The sequence below is a fragment of the Pedobacter sp. AC212 genome, assembly GCF_979258625.1.
This window is the reverse complement of record NZ_OZ409870.1, coordinates 1,340,839-1,364,357: the sequence shown is the minus strand read 5'-3', so window position 1 is coordinate 1,364,357 and position 23,519 is coordinate 1,340,839. Positions and strand designations below refer to the sequence as shown.

The 23,519-nt window shown below is 38.6% G+C and carries 13 protein-coding genes; all 13 read right to left on the bottom strand.

From position 1 onward, the window contains the following. Positions 1-243 precede the first annotated feature (243 nt). Positions 244-1,131, bottom strand: a complete 888-nt coding sequence (locus ACZZZC_RS05905; protein WP_463486724.1) for an ROK family protein — start codon at positions 1,129-1,131, stop codon at positions 244-246. 57 nt (positions 1,132-1,188) lie between these two features. Beyond that, positions 1,189-3,456: a GH92 family glycosyl hydrolase gene (locus ACZZZC_RS05900; RefSeq protein WP_463486723.1), complete on the bottom strand. Its 2,268-nt coding sequence runs from the start codon at positions 3,454-3,456 to the stop codon at positions 1,189-1,191. 209 nt (positions 3,457-3,665) lie between these two features. After that, positions 3,666-5,843, bottom strand: coding sequence for a hypothetical protein (locus ACZZZC_RS05895; protein WP_463486722.1), 2,178 nt, complete (start codon positions 5,841-5,843; stop codon positions 3,666-3,668). An 8-nt stretch (positions 5,844-5,851) separates the two neighbouring features. After that, complete coding sequence (locus ACZZZC_RS05890) at positions 5,852-7,018, bottom strand: glycoside hydrolase family 76 protein (protein WP_463486721.1); 1,167 nt, start codon at positions 7,016-7,018, stop codon at positions 5,852-5,854. A 106-nt stretch (positions 7,019-7,124) separates the two neighbouring features. Beyond that, positions 7,125-8,945 (bottom strand): RagB/SusD family nutrient uptake outer membrane protein, encoded by a 1,821-nt coding sequence (locus tag ACZZZC_RS05885; RefSeq protein WP_463486720.1) that lies wholly within the window; start codon positions 8,943-8,945, stop codon positions 7,125-7,127. 12 nt (positions 8,946-8,957) lie between these two features. Further along, positions 8,958-12,143: a SusC/RagA family TonB-linked outer membrane protein gene (locus tag ACZZZC_RS05880; protein WP_463486719.1), complete on the bottom strand. Its 3,186-nt coding sequence runs from the start codon at positions 12,141-12,143 to the stop codon at positions 8,958-8,960. Between the two features lie 92 nt (positions 12,144-12,235). Next, positions 12,236-14,680, bottom strand: a complete 2,445-nt coding sequence (locus ACZZZC_RS05875) for a glutaminase family protein (RefSeq protein WP_463486718.1) — start codon at positions 14,678-14,680, stop codon at positions 12,236-12,238. Between the two features lie 204 nt (positions 14,681-14,884). After that, on the bottom strand, positions 14,885-15,886 hold the full coding sequence (locus tag ACZZZC_RS05870; protein WP_463486717.1) for a LacI family DNA-binding transcriptional regulator: 1,002 nt from the start codon (positions 15,884-15,886) through the stop codon (positions 14,885-14,887). A gap of 204 nt (positions 15,887-16,090) precedes the next feature. Then, positions 16,091-17,734 carry a RagB/SusD family nutrient uptake outer membrane protein gene (locus ACZZZC_RS05865; RefSeq protein WP_463485219.1) on the bottom strand — a complete coding sequence of 548 codons (1,644 nt, stop codon included), beginning with the start codon at positions 17,732-17,734 and terminating at the stop codon, positions 16,091-16,093. Between the two features lie 10 nt (positions 17,735-17,744). Further along, a complete protein-coding gene (locus tag ACZZZC_RS05860; RefSeq protein WP_463485218.1) occupies positions 17,745-20,846 on the bottom strand; it encodes a SusC/RagA family TonB-linked outer membrane protein in 3,102 nt (1,033 codons plus the stop codon). 249 nt (positions 20,847-21,095) lie between these two features. Then, positions 21,096-22,205, bottom strand: coding sequence for a lipid-A-disaccharide synthase (gene lpxB / locus ACZZZC_RS05855; protein ID WP_463485217.1), 1,110 nt, complete (start codon positions 22,203-22,205; stop codon positions 21,096-21,098). Between the two features lie 100 nt (positions 22,206-22,305). After that, entirely contained in the window at positions 22,306-22,578 is a 273-nt protein-coding gene (locus ACZZZC_RS05850; RefSeq protein WP_463485216.1) for a stationary phase survival protein SurE, read from the bottom strand. 19 nt (positions 22,579-22,597) lie between these two features. Further along, a complete protein-coding gene (surE, locus tag ACZZZC_RS05845; protein WP_265798956.1) occupies positions 22,598-23,443 on the bottom strand; it encodes a 5'/3'-nucleotidase SurE in 846 nt (281 codons plus the stop codon). Positions 23,444-23,519: the final 76 nt, after the last annotated feature.

Below are 23,519 nucleotides of genomic sequence, written 5' to 3'. Positions count from 1 at the left end.
ATGTTAAAGAATATATACTAAAACATGCTAAAACGTTTTAGTATAAATCTCTAAAAAAAACCCGCACATTGGCGGACATTTAAGAAATCGAAAAATGCTAAAACGTTTTATTACTCCAATAATAAGCACTTTAAGAGTTTTTGCAAAGTCAAAAATTTGTTACAATGAAAAAATAAAGCTTTAAATCAGATTTTACCTAAAAAAACCTCCTGAAGTTGTACTATTTACTTGTTATTCCAAGGTTTAAGAACTAATAGAGTTAAACTTTTCATCGCAACAGCTTGCTGCGCCAATTAATGCTGCATGCTCTTTCAATTCTGAAATTTTGATTGCTGCATGAATACCATTTCCTTTTAAAGTTGCAATAAGTTCAGGCGAAAATTCATTAAATGCCTGAGCAATATTTCCTCCAACGATTACCGTATCAATTTTATTTTTATTGATAATTGGAATTAAGAATTGTGCAAGATTATAACCAAACTCCATAAAAACCTGAGTAGCCAGATGATCAGTCTTCACTGCTTCTACCAGTTCCTTTACGCCATCTAGATTAGTTCCACTCAAATGTTTGTACCTTTTTACAAACCAACGGGTTGCCAGATAATCTTCTGCAATACCATCTAAAAATGATGAGTTCCATAAATCAGCATCGGTTGCTTTCTGGTTGATACAAATGGATGAACCTAAGCCAGTACCTAATGTTAAGCCTAAAACATTCGCGTTACCTTTTGCTGCTCCCGCAAATACTTCTCCCTGCAAGAAGCCTGCAGCATCATTAATAAAATGAATATGATCAGCAGGAATATCCAGGTGGGCAGCTAATTCATCTTTCACATTTACTTGATACAACGACTTAAATTTATCCTGATCTTTTATAAGTGAAATGCCATTCTCATAATCAAACGGCCCTGGCATCGCAATTCCAACAAACCTTGAATCTTTTGCTACACCCTCAAAAGCATCATTAATAATTTCCACCCAAGCCTTTAATATAACTTCTTTATCCTCTTGTGAGTTGACAGCACTACGTTTAATTGAATTCGTAATTAAGCTTCTCGTTTCTAAATCTATCAGTGCGGCCGTAATATGCGAACCGCCAATATCGACACCTAATGCCACAGGCTTTTCCATTCTTTTCTCTATATTTCTGTAAAAATAATCATTTCTAGCTATTACTAAAACGTTAAACTAATTAGTTAACGAAAATGGCTTATCAGCCTTCAATAAACCTCTATTTAAATCAGGCTTGTTTCTCATTTCCAGTTTTAATGTACCCCCATTAAGTAAATCCTGGTGTGTTATAAAATTTCGGGTGTATGTTTTACCATTTAACGTTGCCGATTTGATATACACATTTGTTGCGCTGTTTTCTGGTGCTTCAATAATAAATTGTTTGCCATTCTCTAGGTTAATAGTTGTTTTCTTAAACATCGGACTGCCAAACACATATTCGCCTGTTCCCGGTGTAACGCTGTAAAAGCCTAATGCACTTAATACATACCAAGATGAGGTTTGTCCCTGATCTTCGTCGCCCGGATAACCATTTTCAGTTGCATTGTAGAGCTTGCTCATCACCTCACGGGCGTGAAACTGTGCTTTCCAAGGTTGGTTGGCATAATTATACAGATATACCATGTGCTGAATGGGCTGGTTGCCATGCGCATATTGGCCCATGTTTGCCATTACCATCTCTGTCATTTCGTGAATCATACCGCCGTATGTACCCACCTTTACATCATTAGGCTGCGAAAATACGGAATCTAACTTACCAACAAAATTTTCATTTCCGCCCATCATGTTGATCAGGCCTTTTGTATCTTGAAAAACCGACCATTGCCAATGCCAGGCATTACCTTCGGTAAAAGGCCCACCCCATTCAATAGGATCAAAATTTGGTGCCCAGTTCCCGTTTGAATCTTTGCCTCTCATAAAGCGAGTGGCAGGATCGTAAACGTTTTTATAATTATACATCTGGCGCTCAAAAATATCCATGTAAAACTTATTTCCAGTCATTTTCGCTAGCTCATATCCACAATAATCATCATAGGCATACTCTAATGTTTTAGCAGTTGCTTCACGATATTTTGGATAGGGCACATAACCCAATTGATAATAGTCACGCCAACCGTCACGGCCATTTGCTGGCCCCCAAGGCCCTTTATTGGTAGCTTCGTGTAGGTAGGCTTCCAATGCTTTTTTCGGATCGAAAGTGCGGAAGCCCTTTGCCCACGCATCCGCAAATAAAGAAATGGCATGGTTCCCGATCATACTTCCAGCCTCACTTGGAAAAGACCAGGATGGCAACCAACCACATTGTTCGTAAGCTTCAATCATGGCCTGCATGTATCGGCCATGCATTTCAGGATGAAGTAAAGTATTTAGCGGGAACTGCGCCCTAAAAGTATCCCAAAAACCCGTGTCGGTGTACATGTAACCTGCATGTACCGTCCCATCGTAAGGACTAAAATAATGCGGTTTGCCACTTGCATCTATCTCGTAAAATTTTCGCGAGAAAAGGCTGGCACGGAAAAAACACGAATAAAATGTCTCCATGTCGGCTTGCGTTCCACCTTCTACCACAATTTTATTCAACGATTTATTCCATACGACAGCTCCTTTTGCTTTTGTTTGCTCCAAAGTTTTGTCTGCGCCTAATTCGGTTTTTAAGTTTAACTCTGCTTGAGCTAAGCTGATATAAGAAGAAGCAGTTTTAACCTGCACTTTGGCGCCTGCTTTAAATTCTATATAGGCACCTTTCCCTAGGCCATCAGCAAAAGTCGAATCTGCTTTAACCGTATTCCCTTTATTTTCCCAGGTGCCATACGCTTTTATCGGCTGATCAAATCTTAATACGAAATAACTTTTCCAGCCTTTTTTAAAGCCTTCGCCATTGTTTACATAACCCGTTATTTTGTTTTCCTTCGGATAAATCTGAACCCCGCTTAACCTGGTGTAGCCATCAAGAATTAAAAAGCTTTTTTTGCCTTTGGGATAAGTAAAACGTAAATGTGCCCCACGTTCTGACGGAGAAATTTCGGTTGTGATTTTATTCTCAAATGTAACTTTGTAATAATTTGGCTTTGCCACTTCATCGGCATGACTAAACTTTGTTTCACGTTTGTTTTCATCAACTACTAACTCATCTATCATCGGCATCAAAGAAAAAACCGCATAATCTCTACTCCATGAACTGCATTGGTGTGCTTGCTGAAACCCCCTTATTTTATCTTTGAAATATTGGTATTTCCATCCATCGCCATTTCTACCGGTTTGAGGTGTCCAGGTATGCATGCCGAAAGGCAAAGCCGTGGTTGGATAAGTATTGCCTCTTGTTAATTCGTGCTTGGAATTTGTTCCTTGCAGCGTGTTTACATAATTAACCAAATCTTTTTGCTGTGCCAATAACCCTTTGGCTGCAAGGCAAATTAAAATGGTAGTTAAAAATTTAAATTTCATTTGTGTGTGTTTGTTTTTACTAATTACCTCGAAAGAAATCAATCTTTAATTATCTATCGTCATTTCGAACGAAATTAATTTTCGCTCTTTTCTCGTCATCTCGAACGAAATCAATTTTTCATTGATTGAGGAGAGATCTCACTTCAAAAATCAATCCTTCTAATGAGATTTCTCCATCGCTAAAAGCTCATTTCAAATGTTTATTCTGCTTACCAGCTGATGTTAACCTGTACACCTTCACTGAAATTCTCAAAGCCTAACAACAGTGTTCTTGATTTTTCATCCCACTCATATTTGGTAAGGGATAATTCTTTTCCGCTTGAGCTTGCCGTAACTTTTGTTGGTTTATTCGCCAAAAGAATGCGCATAATGTTATTGGTTTTTGAAGGGCTTTTTGCTAAAAATTGATAAGATTTTTTTGTCGAAACCTCATCCGTTACCCTTGCCGCCGCAGCCAAAACCTGAGGTTTGCTTTTATTCTCTGCTTTATCTACATCAAATAAATAAGCCTGTGAATTGGGTTTAATGGTTTTTGTATTCAAAATCGGTAGCGCAGGATCAAAAAGATCGATGAAAGTTCCATTCAAAGTTACTGGCAATTTGCTTTGACTTTCATCCAATACTGCGGCAATAACAAATGGTCCACGTTCTAAAACAAAGTTGTTTTTTAGAACCAAATTTCCTGCTTTTGCATCATTCTCATAAGCTTTTTTAACTGTAGCCATAAATCCCTCATCACCGCTCTTTTTCATAATCAGCTCCTTTGGGTCTTTGCGTACCAGGTAAACTTTGCCTTTACCCACTCCATAAATCCCGCCGCTTTCGCTTAAAGGCACACCCAATAAACCGAATAAATGCTCTGATGGGGCTTTGAAGGTGTTTCCATTGCTATTCCACCATTCTTTCACATTCTGGAATGGATCGTTATCTCTACCGTAATAAAGCAAAACGCCGCCCGCTTTTACCCATTTGCTTAACTCCTGGTGGAAATCAGCAGAAAGCGGTTTCATGTTGGCGTAACTCATGATCAAGACTTTAATATCTTTTAAAGTATTTTTATTGGCGAGGTTTTCAATATGAACAGTTTCTACCGGAATGCCTTGTTTAAGTAATGGAATGGCCATTCCATAAAAGTTAGACAACTGAGGATCATCGTAGCCCTGATGAGTTGGAAAACGTTGAAACATCATGGAATTGGAAAGTAAAACCCCAATACCATGGCTCCCATTTAATGTGTTTTTCGAAAGTGGCATTTGGTTTAAAGAGTTGACCATGATTTGCATTTGAGTGGCGTAGGCTGGGGAAATCGACTGACGCTCTTTCATTCCTTCCACCGGAAACTTACCTCTATAAATGCGGTTTGGCCATGGCATTACTTCGTAATTATCGACCATTGGATACAGTAATTCAGCAGTGAATGTAGCCTCATAATTCACTTTGTAATCATCCCAAGATCTTGCTCTATCTTCAATCGGATCTGTCAAAAAATAGATTTTCCTACCAGTTGGTGCCGTCATCGAAACCATAGAACCATACTCCAAAAATGCATTTTCAAATACCCGTTCTTTCATCAACCCGTCGTAATAAATTGGCTCCCGAGAGGTACCTGTCCACACCTGAGCAATGTAACCGTCCATCCCTTCCAGGTTAGCCAAGCTTGCCTCCGGACTTACAATTTGCCATGAAGAATAATTAATGAGCGAGTGCGTTGGCACGAAACATTTTACTCTTTTTCCTTTGCTTTCGCTATAGGTTTTTACATAGGTAAACACTTCTTTTAATGCATTGAAATAGAGTTGATATTTAAGTTTGGAAGATAAGTAAGTGGCCTCAGGCGATTCATGCTGGGCCATCCAGGGGAAACCATAGTATTTTTGCCATTCATTTTTGAAGGTTTGGCTATAACCTGCACGGGCCCAAAACTCGGGTTCTTCCAAATAAATCGCAGTGACACCGGCATCAATGGCCCGCTTTACGTGGCTCTTCATATAAGTCAGAAAACTCGCTGTAGGAACGATATAGGGTACATCTTTTCCATGCCAAATGGTTTCGCCATTATGCATCATCTGGCCTTCATCCAAGTGGTTTTTTCCGTCCCATTCGCCTAAGAAATAATCTTTGTACTGGCCCCACGCAATACCGGTCATAAATTGTACTTCATAACCTTTATCGCGATAGCCTTTAACACGTTCTTCAAATTTCCCGCCATCATCGTTAATGCCGTAAACCATTGCAATGTCCGATCGAACATCGTAATCCGGGCTCCATGGTGCCGAAACTTGAAATGAAGTTTTCTGCTTCGATTTGATTTGGGCAAATACATCGCCTTGCGAAGTTAAACCAGTCGCCAATGCCGAAAGAGCCACATAAAACTTGAGGTTTTTCATATCGATGTCTAGTTAGCAGGAGCGAATAATTGCATGAAAGTCACCGCACTACTTGATTCGTAAGATTGAACAATGCCTGTTGGGCAGGGTGCTTTGTAATTGCGGTGCATAATTCCGCGGCCAAAATCACGGTTCCCCCAGGCTGTATTGGCGTTAAAAATTGCCCATTTAGCGTAATCACCTGCCGGATAAGCTTTGGCCAGATCGGATAAATATTGGGCAAAAATTGCTTTTAGTACCCCTTGCTCATTCCAATCTCCTTCGGCAGGCAGAATACCACTCGGGTCGCTCATGGTATTTTTGGTATAATTGGCGGCGATTTTTGCATCGTCTAAATAACTTTGCGTATTGGTATTTTTATACAATAAAACCGCAGCGCCAATGAGCGTTCCCTGGTTGTAAGTGTAATCTTCGAAGCCAGGGTTGTTATCGCCAACCTTATGATCGGCTACCCTGCCTTTGGCAATATCGAATAAGTTTATCCGTGACCATGCGTAAATTTCTTTCGCTTTGGTTAAATAAGCTTCTTCTTTGGTGATATTATACAAACGCATTGCTGCAATGACTGTTGGAAAATTTATGCAGGCGTTTTTGCCACTGTGCTTAAAATCCCAAAACATACCACCTTTAACCGGATCGTAAGAACCGCTCCACACTTTAGCAAAGCCAGATTTAGCCTTGTCAAGGTAGGCTTGATTTTTGGTGATTTCATAAGCACGGGTAAGCGACATAATCCACCACATCATGTCATCATAAATAAACCACTCAACCGAGTTATCCCAATTGTAATTATCGTAACGTTTGGCGCCTCCGTCGTACATATCAGTAATCAATTTGTAGTAAGCGGGGTCTTTAGTGCGCTCGTAAATATTCATTACGTTGTCCCAGTAAATGGCTTGGGTCCAAATGGCGGCTAGACCTTTTTTTTCGGTAGTGCTGTAATAAAGTTTATCTGCAGGACTATAGTAAATGGTATTGAAGGAATTGAAAGCGATAGTGGCTTCGGCAGCAGTAAAACTTGTTGGGGTGGGTGGCGGTAAAGTTGGTGGTTTTGTTGCAGGCGCTTCAGTGCCTTTTTTGCTACAAGAGCTGATTGAAATTGCGATAGTTAAACTTAAAAACGCAATTAGTATTTTAAGTTTGCGAAGATTTTTAGGTAAAGATCTATTTTCCATAATATGTGGTTCTTATGGCATGAAAAGAATATCAGGGCGGCACTTACATAGGTAAATCATGTAAGCACCACCTGATTTTAGTTATTTTGATGTTTCATTTCTGAAACTACCAACCTGGATTCTGCACCATTAAATCATCAGAGTTAACATCTTTTGCAGGAATTGGGAATAAGTAATGCCTCTTAGTGAAAGTTCTGGTTTCGAAAGGAATCACCGTTAAAAAGTTTGGTAAATTTTGAGTGATATTTAAGCCATAGATTGGTCCATTATCTGTAGTTTCAGCAATTTTCCATCTTCTGGTATCAAAATATCTTACGTTTTCAAAAGCCAATTCCGATCTGCGCTCATTTCTGATGGCTTGTCTCATTGCAGCCTGATCTGCCGGAGCCGTAATCTGACCTGTACCTGAACCATATTGAGGAATACCCGCTCTTTGTCTGATTTGATTTAAATAATTTAAAATATCAGGATCGCCTGGAGTAGATTCATTTAAAGCTTCTACATAATCTAAAAATAAATTACCTACACGATACAGGATACCAGCACGGTTACTCTCATTCCAGTTGCCTAAACCCATTGCTTTTCTAACCGCATAACCAGTAACGGTATAATCGTTACCACCAGTGGCTTTACCAGAGTTACCATTGTTATTGAATTGTGTGATCACATTACCAAACCTGGTATTCAACCAAACACTGTTATGGTAGGTAATATTTACATAAAAACGTGGTTCACGGTTAACCCATTGGTTATAAGTTTCTGTTGCAATCGGACTCCCTGGCGCTTGATAGTTAGTAAAACCAGAAGTTACGTAACCTGATAGCGGATCGGTAATGCTACGACCATTTGCAGTAAAAAAAGCGTCTACCTGATTTTGGGTTGCGCCTAAGCCTGCAGATCCCCTTACTTCCGAGTTTGAACCACTGTGGTAAGGTGTCATTTCATATTGCCTGCCACCAATTGAAGCATCCAATCTGGACATAATAATTTCACTATTGAATTTATCTAAAAAGACATCACGACAAGATAAATAAGCATTTAAGCTTCCATCTGCATTGTTTTTTCTTAATAAGCTGTATGTACCCGGTACAAACTGGGTAATGTAGGCCTTGTAAGCATCAGAAGCTCTTTTCCATTTTGTTGCATCGTAGGTTTGACTAATCAGTTGTTTTCCGTCTTTGTTTTTAAGGTTAGCTAAATCGGCGTTGCCATTGAAAAGTGGACTTGCTGCCAACAAATAAGCTTGTAAGCGATAGGCTAATGCTTGTCCTTTGGTAATTCTTCCATAATCCCTGTCGTTACCTGCTGCAACTGGTAAATTATCTGCAGCACTTTGCAATTCGGAAGTGATATAGTTGATGCATTCATCAAAGCTATTTCTAGGTAAACGGATACTTTCAGTTGGCGCATCAGGTTCGATTACATTTTCGCCTAAAATGATTACCGGACCGTAAATACGAACTAAATAAAAGTAATAAATTGCTCTAAGTGCTCTTGCCTCGTTTTTGTATTGATTGATTAACTGAGGCGTGATATCCTGGCTAACTTTATCAATGTTTGCCATAAAGAAACTCGCAGAACGAATACCTCTGTAAAAATTATTCCAATACCCATTAACGAAGCCGGAGTTTGCATCCCAACTACCAATATTTACGTTATTCGCCTGGTTAAAGCCCCAAACAAATTCAGCTTCGTCTGATGCGCCTGTCCAAACACCAGCGCTTCTACCTACATCCGGATTTCTTTGACCAAATTCATCAGGAATTAAACTGTAAACGTTTGCTAAAAATTTTTCTGCCGTAGCACGGTTAGTAAAGGTTTCTTCGAGGGTTAGCCTATCATTAGGCACCTGATCTAGAAAACCTTTTTTACAAGATGTAGCCAAAGTTAAGCAAGCTACAAATGCAATAAATATGTATTTTTTCATGATTTCTGATTCTTAAAATTTAACATTAATACCTAAGGACAATGTTTTGGTGATTGGATACTTCGAACCATTTGCTCTTCCGCCAGTATTTAACTCCGGATCCCATAGTTTCCAATCACTGAAGGTTAACAAGTTGTTTCCAATCAAATAAATTGCTGCATTTTTTAGATAAATTTTCTCAGCAAATTTTGTTGGAAGATTGTAGCTCAATTGAGCTGATTTTAAACGCAAGAAGTTAACATCTTTAACCCACCATGAGCTCTCTAAAGTATTGTTGGTATTGTCAGCTTCACCATAAGCTAAACGGGGATAAAAAGCATCTTGTCTTGGGCTTGATGGTGTCCATCTGTCGGTTGCAATTTCATAAGCATTACTTAAACCGCCACCACCATTAAATGGAAATATACCTGAACCACCTAACATAATGTCAGCACCGTGAGTACCTTGGAAAAACGTGCTTAATGCAAAACCTTTGTATGATGCACTTAAGCCAAAACCATAAACTTTATTTGGAACATCACCTCTACCAATTTGAGTTTTATCATAATCGTTGATTAATCCATCACCATTTAAATCGCTGTATTTGATATCACCAGGACGTAGATTGCTTTTTGATCCTGGCGCTGCACTTGCATCGATCTCGGCTTGTGTATCATATAATTTCTCTGCAACGTAACCAAATCTTGATAATACATTCGTTCCAACACGGTTCATCCATGGATAAGGTTGTGCAGGACGATCATCAGCAATAATTTTATCTTTATTATAAGTAAAGGTTCCTCGTACACCAAAATCAACTTGACCCACTTTAAAGTTATACTCCAAAGTCGCATCGATACCACGGTTATCCACTTCACCTAAATTACCATAAGGCTGATTGGTTAACCCAACATAACCTGGGATAGACTGACGCTGAAAGAAAATACCGGTACGTTGCTCTTTAAATAAATCGACAATTAAATAAAGATTGTCTTTCAATGTTCTGATTTCCATACCTAAATCTTGCTTACGCGATTCGGCCCAAACTACATCAACACCATAATCAGTTACGTTAATTCCGCTTATTCCGTTATCGTAGCCTTTACCATATTGATATCCGGCAGCACCATCAGATACTAACGTCAAATAAGCAAATCTTCTTCCAACCAAATCAGCATTGGAGATTTTACCAATACCGGTTATACCATCAGAGTACCTAAATTTTAAGAATGAAATGGTGTTTTTCATGCCTTCCCAAAATTTCTCGTTTGATGGAATCCATCCCACTCCGAAAGCTGGGAATGTACCGTATCTGTTATCTGGCGAAAATAATTCTGAGCCGTTGTATCCAAAGTTGGCTTCTACAAAATAGCGGTCATCATAAGAATAGGTACCACGAGCGGCAACCCCAATAAATCTTTCCGGAATTGAAGCGGTAAAATCGCCTGCAAATGGATTGGTATAATCCTGTGTGTAAGCTAAAATCAAACCTCCAACGCGGTGTTTTCCAAAGGCTCTATCATAGTTTACGGCACCTTCCGTATAAAACTTTCTGTTTCCACCTCTTGATGGCTCGAAACTTAAATAGTTACCCCCACTGGTAAACGATTGAAATAAATCTAAACTTCCATCTGCTTTGTAAGGGTTATTAATATCTCTAATGAAGTAAGTACTCTCTCTTTTTGATCTTCTGATAAAGTTTTCATTATAGTTATCAAAAGCTACCATTGCAGTTGCAGTTAAACCTTCAGTTACCATCTTCAAATCCTGAGTTAACCTCATATTGGTGTACAATTGATTTCTAAATTCTGTACGATAACCTCTTCTAGTTAAATCAGCATAAGGATTTCTAAAACCTCCGTTAGAAGAACGACCTGGAATTAAACCACCTGGATAAATTTTTGGATATTCTACTGGAGATACATCCAATGCTGATGTAAAGATACTTTCGGTATTTTCTCCAGGATAATTACCCGTTGAAACATAACCTTGGATGCCTAAATCCAATTTGGTGGTATTAGTCAGCTTTAAATTTAAATTACTGGTGAAGTTGTAACGGGTATAATTTAATGCTGAATTATATTGGGCCAAATCATCCGTTTTTAAGAAACCACCTTCGTTGTAATACGCTAAGGAGACATAATATTGGGCATTATCAACACCACCACTTGCATTTAAGTTTGCTCTTCGAGTACTGCTATATTTATCAAACAACTCATCCATCCAGTTTACATTAGGGTAAACCAACGGATCTACACCTGAAGCCGTTCTGTTAATATAGTCTTGCGAATATTTTGCAGCCTGACCTCTTCCCGTCAAGGCTTCATTCGCAAGATTCATGTAAGTAACACCATCTAAAGCTTCAGGATGTCTAACGAATGTACTTAAACCTTCGTTATAATCGAAAAAGATGGCAGGTTTACCCACTTTACCAGTTTTAGTTTTAACAATGATTACCCCGTTTGCACCTCTAACTCCGTAAACGGCTGTACCAGATGCATCTTTTAGAACGGTAAACGACTCAATATCTTCTGCATCAATTGCCGAAATCGAACGTTCTACTCCATCTACCAAAACTAAAGGCGCACTAGAACCACTAAAAGTTGCAATACCACGAATCCAGATATCTGCGGTACTTCTTCCCGGCTCACCAGATCTTTGTACTCCAACTACACCCGCAATTCTACCTGCTAATGATTGAGTTACGCTTGCTACGGGTTGCTTTAATTCTTTTGAATTGATGGTAGATTGTGCACCAATCAAGGAAACTTTACGTTGCGTACCGAAACCCACAACTGCAACTTCCTCTAAAGAATTAGAACTTGGAACCAGTTGAATCGCAAGATTTTTCTGACTACCTACAGTTACTTCTTTTGGCTCGTAGCCTACATAAGAAATGATCAATACAGAAGATTCTGAAGGCACACTGATGCTAAATGCTCCATTTATATCAGTAGCCGCAACAGCTAAAGATCCTTTGACCTTCACACTGGCGCCTGGAATTGGGGTTCCGGTTTCATCTTTAATAATACCTCTGATTACAATGTCGGCAAAAGGTGCTTTTAGTTCCTTTGTTGCCTTTGGCGATGTATTAATATTTATTGCATTTGCCGATGCATTAAATGTTAATCCGAGTGCCAAGGATAGTGCACCTAACTTGCAGGCGCTCTCCTTCGTCATAAGCGTGAGCTTAATGAGCCTAGTAAATTTTTTGTTCATATTGGTTGGTTTTGTACTTGGTTAGTTATCTTTTCAGATGGGTTTGTTAGTTTTTTTGTTCGTTTATGTTATTTAGTAAGTGAATAATTTGTTTATTTATTAGCCCAGTGATCAGCAAGCATTTTGATGAAGTATCCGCCTACCACACTCCTCGCCTGAAAACCCGCTTTTTTTCCGCTGATGGTTTCATGCCAATCGCTTAATGGCACCTTATCCGAAGTTTCACTGGCAAATTTGTGTATGGGTTTGATAAACTTTTGAAATTCCTGATGATTGTCGCTCAAGGTTGCTGTCCACATAATCCAATCAGATTTTGTATAAGCTTTGCGACTATCAAGCGGTAAACCAAAAGCATTTTGCTTGGTTAAATAGTAGTTGATTTCTTTGCGGTAAACATCATTCGGAAATAAATTCAGCTTCAATAGTTTATCCCAAATCAGGTTATATTTCTGGCTCCAGGTGTTTTTATCATTGAAGGTTAATGCGTAATGGTCGCCGGCATCGGCAAGTTTTTGCCAATTTTTGGCCATATCCAATGCAGCATTTCTATACTTCAAGGCTACATCTGTTTTGCCCAACTGCTCCGCAAGCTGTGCATAAACACCCAAGCCAACAATTGCTTTTACCGATAAATTCGCGTTTCGAGCCAAATGACCAGCGAAATCATCGGTGCATAATTGGTTCGCTGGATCGAAACCTTCTTTCAAAAGATAGTTAGCCCATCTCGACATTTCTTTCCAGTGCTTCTCTGCATAACCGGCATTACCTTCGGCTTTGGCAATGGCACCCACCAAAATGATCATATTTCCCGCTTCTTCAACCGGCATATCTTCGCCATAAATTTGCCCATTGGCTACAGGATAAGTACCAATATCGTGCGCTGGGTAATCCTTATTCCATTTTCCGCTTTCTGAATAGTAGAAAATTCCATTGAGCATTCCTTTTAATAATTCAGGGTTGTAAAGCAAATATTGCGGTGCCGATGGATAAGTAACATCTACGGTATTGATAAAACCGCCACTAAAATTCTCCTTCGACAGAAATAAAATATCGCCATTTGGGGCATAGACAATTTTGTGCGCTGCAATACTTTGGCGATAAGCCAATTTGCACATATCGGCATATTCCTTGCCACCAGCTTTAGTGGCATCGGCGTCTAACTTAGCATCAAAAGCTTTTGTTTTTGCTTTAAGTATTGGGTAATCATCATTAGCTTGTGTAAGTTGGCTCTCAAAAGTGCTTGATGGAGAAGTTCTCCAGATTGGCAATAATTGATCTCCGAAATATTCAATTGATTTTAGGTCATCATAACCCAGCATCACATATTTTTCAACTGACTTTGCGCCAACGGAACCAAAAGGGATAACAGTGCTCAAATCTTGTGTTTTAACATTTACAGCTTGTGAAGCTTGCGGGTATTGACCAGACTTAAAACTATTTAAATTCGCAATTTGATTACCGATGAACTGTTTTGCACCAAATTTAGTTGGAACAGCAACATACATGTACCCCCAATCAATTCGTAAATCATCATTTTTCTTTTTTAGAATCGGTTGTTCTACCGTACCTGCTTTTAAAATGGATAAATTATTGTTGGTATTTTTCCAAACGGAAACAGCCTGATTAGGCGTATTAACGGCTAAATTGGATGAAGCACTAAAATAGATATCAACCTTGTGTGCTTTCCCATCAGCAGATTTTACAGCGTAAGTAATATAGCTAATCGGCCTTGCCGTTAATTTGATATCGTTTAATAACAGTGGCGAAGTGAAAGTTACTTTTAAGTTTACACCACCGCATTTAAAATCGTAAATGGTATTGGTGGCTTCAACGGCTACATTGGTTTGTGTTGCTTTTAATACTTGAGAACCATTCGGAATTTCTTCTACAATTCCTGCGTCAAGATGCCTTCCCCCTGCTGTATTTTTACAGTCAATAGCTAAAAGGTTTTCGCCAGGATTTAAAATGCCCTCTTCAATAGGAATATAAATGTATTCGTGTACCCAACCGTCTTTCTCATAAATCGTTTTACCATTTAGATAAACGATAACATTGTCATCATGACTAAGTTTTAAATATTTTTTAGCTGATGAAGATTTCCTAACTGAAAACTTTCTGCGATAATAAATTTCATCTGTATTCCATTTTGTCTTGGCCGTATTATCGTCGCCAAATGGAGCCTCATTCTTTTTCCAATCGCTGTCATCAAAACCTAAGCTGTTCCAACCTGTTGCCGGCTTTTTAAATGTATAACTAGCCTGGTAACCGGTTTCATCGGCAGCTGGCAAAATTGTTTTATAGTTTTTCGATTCAGCTCCTAGAAAACGATAAAACTTGCCATCAACTTTAGCCACACCTAAAAGCGATTGTTCTTTGCCTGTCCAATGTTTGGTTACCGAATTGTTTAATCCATCGCCAAAAGACCAAATGCTTAAATAGGTATCGTGAGCAATTAAGGGATAAGCTGGAGCCTTATCTTGAGCTTGAACATTAAAATGTAAGATGCAGCAAAACGCAAAGAAGTATAGTTTTCTCATAAACAGAATATTTGGTTACGTTAAACGTTTTACTAATCTGACAAATCACTTTCTTTCAATTTAAGTTAAAAGAAAAAAAATTAAATATTGATTTGAGATTGACCTAGGCCTAAAACATAAAACGTTTTACTAATCCAATATTAAAGAATTAAATTCCATATTAAAATAGACGGAACGCAACATTTTAGTTACAGGAAACAGAAACTATCTTTCAATGAGTTTTGCAGGAATAATCACCTTTTGATTTTCTGCTTTGGCTTTAGAAGAGAGCTGATTTAGAATGAGTTGTATAACAGTTTCGGCAATTTCTTCGAGGGGTTGTTGAACAGCAGAAATACTAGGCGTATGAAGTTCAAAAACCTCATGATCATCATAGGCAATAACCGAAAAGTCATCTCCTATTTGCTTATTAAGTTGTTTTAGGGCTTTTAAACCACTAATGGCTAAATAATTGGTAGCAAATAGTACCGCATCGATTTCTTTTGAAAGGAACAGGTTTTTCATTTCTTCTATGGTTTCGGTTTCATCCTGATTGAAATGAATTTTGAGTACCAGCTCGTCCGAATAGGTAATCTGATGATCGATCAAAGCTTGTTTATAACCATCAAAACGTTCCACGATTTGTTCTACATCGATATCAGTAGTTACAAGGGCAATTTTTCGCTTACCATTTTTGATGAAACTTTCTATAGATTGATAAGAGGCTTTAAAATGATCGGCACCTACATAATGAGTTTCCACATCCGATAAATTTCTATCGAACAAAATCACAGGTTTATTATCCGCCAGTAAAGCATTAATATCTTCTTCGATTCCTTTTGTAGGTGAGATGATATAACCATCAACCTTCCTCGATTTAAACATGTTGATTAAGTCTTTAGCCTTTTCAACATCATTTTCGGTACTGGAATAAATGATTTTATAGCCCTTTTTATACGCTTTATCTTCTATTAAGCGAGCAATACGGGAAAAGAATGAGTTGGAAATATCTTCAATAATTAATCCGATAATGTTCGAGTTACCTGTACGTAAACTCCTGGCAATTTGATTGGGTTTATAACCACTTTCTTTAATAATCTCTTCCACTTTCTTAATCACAGCTTCGCTAATCGATTTCTCTTTTGCTTTACCATTTATGATAAATGAAACTGTTGTGATAGATACACCTGCCTTAACGGCGATATCTTTTATGGAAAGGGTTTTCATTTTTTAGCGCTTCAGATAATGTATTGTGATAAGTCTCCCGTATTTATACCGGGATTTTTCAATTTTTGCTAATATAAAGCATCTTGATTAATATTTTCTTAATATTAATGGATTTAGGTTCTGCGGTTTTGTAAAATATTCATACCTGATTGTTAAGGTTTAGTTAAAACAGAAAAGGCACATTTAAGTGCCTTTTCTGTTGAATTAATAACCTGGATTTTGTTTTAGGTTTGGGTTAAGTGCAATTTGTTGCTGTGGTATTGGATATAATTGTCTGTTTGCATTGGTTGGCTTATGATCCCACCAATCCGTTGTTGCAAATTTTCCAAAACGTATCAAATCGTCGCGACGGAATCCTTCAAAAATGAACTCACGTCCACGCTCTACCAACAATTCATCTAAAGTTAACGTTGTCGTTGTATATTGATTTGCAGGCCAATCTGCTGCTGCAAAAGCTCTTACTTTGCAATCGTTAATCAACTTTACCGCCTCCGCAGTGGCCGTGCCCCCATTTTTACGCATTAAAGCTTCTGCTTTGGCAAAATAAATCCATGTTAAACGATAGATGTTCCAATCCGTATTGTTATAAACATTACTCGGTTGTGTAGTTGCGTTTGCAACTTGATTACCCAGTTTATATTTATTAAAACGTACACCGCTGTTTTCTTCACCTTCGCTCATGTTAGAAACAGTAGATCCAGTTTTATTTTTCTGTATATTATCCACAAACTCCAACTGCTTACCATCATATTCATTTCCACCAGTTGCAATTAGTGGTTGGCCGTTATCAAAACGTGTCATTTTACCTTCCAGTAACCATGTTCTTTTTCTTAAATCGGCATCAACATACTTGGTAAAATTTCCTGGCACAACTACAATACCATCATTACCATTTCTACTTCCGCCATAAATAAACTGCTGATTAAAGTGGTAAAAATCGCTTGGAAAACCTGGTTGAAAATTAGCTCTCTGAAATTCGTATGCTACAGAGAAAATAGTTTCTTTACTTAAATCATTATCAGGTTTAAACTGATCGGTGATATTAGGATCCAAAGCCATGTTGCCGTTCATTCCACCAGCTTGGTTGGAAATTATTTTATCCGCAGCTGCGATGCAATCATCCCAACGGGCAGTGCCTGTCCATGCTTCAGCATTTAAGTAAAGCTCTACCAGCATGGCATAACCTCCAGCCTGGCTCATTCTACCTAACATGGCTTTTGATAGTTTTGGCGCTTTTTCTATATTATCCTTAATTTCTTTTTCAATGAAATTAAACACTTCAGTTCGGCTCATTGTAGATGGCCTAGCTGGCTCTCCAACCACAGTAACTACCGGGATGTTACCAAACAAATCCATCAATTTTAAATAATGATAAGCCCTGAACAACTTAAGTTCGGCTAGAAAAGCATCCTTCTCCTGTTGAGTAATTCCCAACTGTCCAGCATCCCGTTTTTCTAAATTTTCGATTGGCACGTTACATAAACCCACACCCCAATACATAAGCGACCAGGCATTATTTATTCCACCTTCATCAACCGTCCAGGTGTGGTAATGTAGTCTTTTCCATTTACCACCATCCTCACCGTGGCGACCTTTGGTTGGCCAGGCAAGTTGATCGGCAGAAAGCTCGGCTAAGCGCCACCAGCCATCCTGCCCTGCTGAAGTTCCCCATGCATTTGCATGCGTATATGGCCTCAAAACAGCAGAGATAATTTCATTTTTGTTGGTGTAAAAATTCTCACTACTAATGGTATCATACAAATTCTCATCTAGTTTCGTACAACCGTTTGCCGTAATTAACAGCATTGCTGCTAAACACGATGAATATATTTTATTTAATGTTTTCATGTTATTCAGTTTAAAATCCAAAGCTTACACCTAATAAGAAAGATGAGGTGCTTGGGTAAGGCCCTCTACCATCTACACCTAAAACACCATCGTTTGCTGGTTGGCCTAAGCCTGTATCCTTAACAAAATCCGGGTCGTTACCTGTGTATTTTGTAAAAGTGGCCAAGTTTTGTCCAGTGATATAAGCTCTCAAATTTCGGATGTTTTTCGATTTCAGCTTGAAAGTATATCCGAAGGTTACCTCGTCAATTTTTAAGAAACTACCATCCTCGATATAATAATCGGAGTACATGTAGGTATCATTAATCTGAGCATACTTATCAAATGCAGAACTTAACAAATTGGTACCCGAAACTTTGTTACCGTAAGAAAGTGCAGTAGTATTTAAAATTTGGTAATCAAATTTACCTCTTAAGAAAACACGCAAATCGAACTGTTTATAATTAAAGCTATTGGTTAACGATAAATAATATTTTGGGATAGCATTACCGATCACCGCCAAATCTGTTTGATCTCTATTAAATGAGTTATTGATTTGGTCATTCCTCACCGGCTGACCATTTCTATTAAAGAATAACCATTTTCCATCGGCAGTAAAGCCAGCGAAGCGTTTACCCCAGAAATCGCCAATCTTACCGCCTTCGTAAATACGGATGGAGTTACCTAAATCTCCAAAACCGCCTATCCCAGATGTAGAAAGATAATCTCTTTTATATTCGCTATTTGAATAAGAATCTAATTTATTGCTTGTGGTACTTGCAGCTAAATCAATGTTGTATTTAAAATCTTTTCCCTTAACGGCTTGATAGCTTAATGCCAGCTCAATACCTTTTGCAGAAATCGATCCTACGTTTGTATAAATCGACGAACGCACAAATGGCGGTTGTGGTGAATCGTAATTATCCAATAAATCTTTGGTTACGCGTTTAAACAAATCTAATGATCCGGAAAGACGGCTCGAAAAAAGCGTGAAATCTAAACCTAAGTTAATCTCTTGTTTCTTTTCCCATCTCAAATTTGGATTTGGGTTGGTGTTCGGACCATAGGTTTCGCGATATTGGCCATCAGGATAAAGATAAACTCCACCGGTACCTAATGTTACCAAAGATGCATAGTTCGAAATACCTGAATTACCAGTTTCGCCATATCCAACTCTCACTTTCAAATTATTCACCCATTTCACGTTCTCCATAAATTTTTCTTCGGTAACTGTCCAACCGGCAGAAACGGCAGGGAAATTTGCCCATTTATTATTTACACCAAAACGTGATGAGCCTTCTCTACGCAAAATGGCTTGTAAGTAATACCTGTTTTTGAAGGTGTAGTTCACCCTTCCGAAAAAAGCAATTAGCGTATTGTCATTTTTAAAACTTCCTAGAAATGCTTTACCAGCAGACAATTGATTACCTGCATTTAAATTATTTTCTTGGAACTGGTCGTTTAAGAAACCTAAGTTTCCGGCGTTAAAACCCTCATTAACTTCATAGCGGTAACTATAGCCACCAATTGCGGTCAAGCTGTGGTCGTCGCCAAATGTAGTTGCATATTGTAAAGTTGGCTCTACGTTAAAATTCTGCTCCAAAACAGTTGACCTGGCGGCATAACCTCCATTTTTATAAATGTCATTCTCTAAGGAATATTCGCCAAATACCGAGCGATATGATCCATCAATGTAGCTGTTGCGTTGAACGGCACCAAAAACGGAAGCTTTGAAACCTTTAAAAATCTCGTATTCTGCTTTAGCATCAATAGAGCTGGTTTGTTGTTGTCTTTTGTTGGTTTCTTGCTCTAACCTGGCCAATTCGTTGGTTGCATTCGGATCAAAAAACCAGCTCCCGTCAGGGTTGTAATAAGATTGGGTAGGGTTCCTGGTTAACTGATTTTCCCAGCCACCGCCGCCCAGCAAATCTCCTTTATTAAAATTGGTCGATAAGTTTACCTGTGTAAATAATTTATCGTCAAGACCTTTAGAGTTTAAGTTCAATCTTATCCCGTATTCCGTACGACGATTATTTTTTGCAAAACCCTGTAAATCGCGATAGTTGATACTGGCCCTGTAACTTGTCTTTTCAGAACCGCCAGACATAGAAAGGTTATGGTTCTGACTTAAGTTTTCCTTATTCACTAAATCATTAAATGGATCAAGCGAAGCACCATAATCCTGGCGATCGAACTGTCCACTTCGGATTTTCTCTCTGAATTCATCTACAGTTAAAAAATCTGGTCTTTGATACAAATATTCTTTACGCAAATAGCCTGAATAATCGAAACGTGCTGGCCCTGCTTTACCTTTTTTAGTGGTAACTAGAATTACGCCGGCATTTGCCCTTGTACCATAAATTGCGGCACCCGAGCCATCTTTAAGCACACTAAATGATGCGATATCATCTTGCTGCAAAAGATCTAAATTTCCTCCCGGAATTCCATCAATAACAATTAGCGGACTTTGGCTACCCGTTACAGATGTTACCCCACGAAGCTGCACACCTACACCTGAATTTGGGTTAGATCCGCCCGTTCGGGTAATTTGCAAACCTGCAACTTTACCTTGTAATAAATCCAGCGGGTTTCGCGACCCACTTTGCCTAAATTGAGAAGTATCTACCGTGGCAATTGCCGATGTTACCTCTTTGGCCTTTAGGGTACCATAACCCACTACTACCACTTCATCCAATTTTTGCGAAGCTGATGGTACAAGATTGACTGTTAATGGTGCTGTACCATTACCAGCAGGAATAGATTTGGTTTGATAACCGATATAACTGAATACTAAAACATCAGTTGGAGCAGTAACAGCTATAGAAAATCGCCCATTTTCTTGAGTCACAGAACCGCCGGTTTTACCTTGAATTTTGATTCCAACTCCAGGTAAACCGATTTTTTTTTCGTCTAAAACCACGCCGGTAATTGTCTTTTGTCCGGCGGCACTGGCTGGTGCAGTAGCGGGGCCATCTTTTGGCGGTGCTGCCTGCACCGGACTTGCACCACCTAATGGATTTACCGGTGCCTTAACAGAATCTGCAGGTACTGGCGTTGGGACCTTTTTAGTAGTGTCTCTTTTTGTGGTGTCTTGCTGAAAATAATAATGATTGAAACTTTTGGTTTCTCCCATCGATTTAGCAAACAACAGGGGGCTCGAAATTAGGAACAGGCATAGGAATCCTGCAATCCTGAGTAGAATGTTTCTCATTGGCACTCATTAGTTTAGTTTATAATTAGTTACGCTATGCGTCTAACTTTCTCTTAATTAACGAGGGCGAGGGATGATTAATTAGGTACGATTAGAATTACGCAAAACGATTTAGTAACGCTTAAAAGAGACATTTGTTTTAAAAAAAATGAAAAAGTTTTTTTTGAGAAACTATTTTTTCGATGAATATTGATAAATCAGCTTCGCGGTTTTGGCAGATGCGCCCGGTTTTCCCATCAAACGGAGTAACTCCTGGTAGTTGTGAAGCATTATTTCTCGGCCATCGCCTTCCACAATAATTTGAAGCTCTTCGCCCACTTTTTTAGTGTTACAATCTTCCTGAATAAGCTCGGTTACAATCTTTTTATTCACGATTAAATTTACCAGGGAAATGAATTTAATTTTCACTAACATCCTGGCGATAGCAATAGAAATTGCCCCTCCACGATAAACCACCACCTGCGGAACTTTAAACAAAGCAGTTTCTAAGGTAGCTGTGCCCGAGGCCACAATTGCAGCATGGGCATGATGCAATAAGTTATAGGTGTTATTAAATAAAAGTTTAACTTTTTTGGAGCCTATAAACTGCTGATAATAACGTTCATCGAAAGTTGGTGCGGCAGCAATGGCGAATTGATAGGCGGGAAATTGATCTGTAATGCTGAGCATTACCGGTAATAAACGCTCAATTTCTTGTTTTCTGCTCCCAGGCAATAACGCAATGATTTTCTGTTCAGCTAAATTGTTTTGGGAGATAAAATCTGGATCAGGAGAAAAGGCAGCTTGCTCATCCAAAAGTGGATTTCCAACATAATCCACTTTCATACCCCATTCTTTATAAAAATCTACCTCGAAAGGTAAGATGCAAAACATATGGTCAACAACCTTTTTGATTTTAAGCACCCGCTTCTGATTCCAGGCCCAAATTTTTGGAGAGATATAATAACAAACCCGGATGTTATTTTCTTTGGCAAATTCAGCTATTTTTAAATTGAAGCCTGGAAAATCAATTAGGATCAATACATCGGGTTGCCAGCCTAAAATATCAGCTTTGCACTTTTTAAGGTTTTTAAAAATTGTTCTTAAATTCAACACTACTTCCGTAAAACCCATAAAGGCCATATCAGCATAGTGCTTTACTAACTCGCCCCCTTCGGCCTGCATTTTATCGCCGCCAAAATAACGAAACACAGCCTCACTGTCTTCGAGCTTTAATGCCTTCATTAAGTTTGCACCATGTAAATCGCCTGATGCTTCGCCGGCTACGAGGTAGTATTTCATTTTGGTATATCACTTATCATCATTGTGAGGCACGAAGCAATCTTAAGGCGGATGTACTTCATGAGATTGCTTCGTGCCTCGCAATAAACGGTTATATTTATTAAAAAACCTTGTAGGCGAAGAAAATAAATGCACACAAAAATGTTGCAGCTAAAATTCCTCTGCCAATATTAAGCTTATTGTATTTAAAAAAATGTTGCATCGCGTAAGCATTAACAGCAATGCCACCGATGTAAAGCAAATCGGCCTTAGCCAGCGATGCCACGTGATGAATGATATACCAAGCCAGTCCACATAAAATGGCTGGTAATATTAAACCTATCGCCAGACCAATCCAGACAGAATCAGTGAGTTTCCTTAACTTATCGCTCATACTTATGTAGAGATTAAGATTAGCCTAAATTGATTCCATCAGGAGCAGAAATAGTGGTTTTTCCTTGATCGGATTTCGAAATATCACCATCAATAAAATTCCATCCATTTAAAGTTTGAATGGCATGATGCGCCGTTAAATCGAACTGTACTGGCACAACTGAAACATAGCCATGTTCCAATGCCCAAACATCTGTATCTTCACCCTTATCAAAATTTTCAAAAACACCTGTTAACCAATAATATGGTCGTTTGTATGGATCAACACGCTCATCAAATTCCTCCATCCACTTAGCATTAGCTTGCCTACAAACTTTTACGCCTTTGAGTTGATCACCCTTCGGAAAATTTACGTTTAACAAAACGCCTTCTGGCAAACCATTTTCAAGCACCTGGAGACAAATATCTTTAATGTACTTTTTGGTATGACTAAAATCCGCATCGGCAGCAAAATCATCCATTGAAAACCCAATAGAAGGGATTTTTTCGATGGCACCTTCAACCGCGGCAGACATGGTACCTGAGTATAAAACATTAATGGAGTTATTTAAACCGTGATTAATACCCGAAACGCAAAGATCGGGCTTCTTGCCCTTGAAAATTTTATTTACTCCAAGCTTTACACAATCTACTGGAGTGCCGCTACATTTGTACATCTCCACACCATCATAAAGATTTACTTTATCAAAACGAATGGGTTTACCGATAGTAATTGCATGCCCCATTCCGCTTTGTGGACTATCCGGCGCAACCACAACCACATGTCCAATTTCCTGCATTACCTCCATCAAATTTTTAATTCCGGTAGCGGTAATACCATCGTCATTTACTACTAAAATAGTTGGCTTTGCTTTGTGCTTTGTCATGCTGGTAAAAATACAGATTATAAAATCAAGGCACAATAAAGCGCTATTTTATCTGCGAAAATCATTTATTAACTAT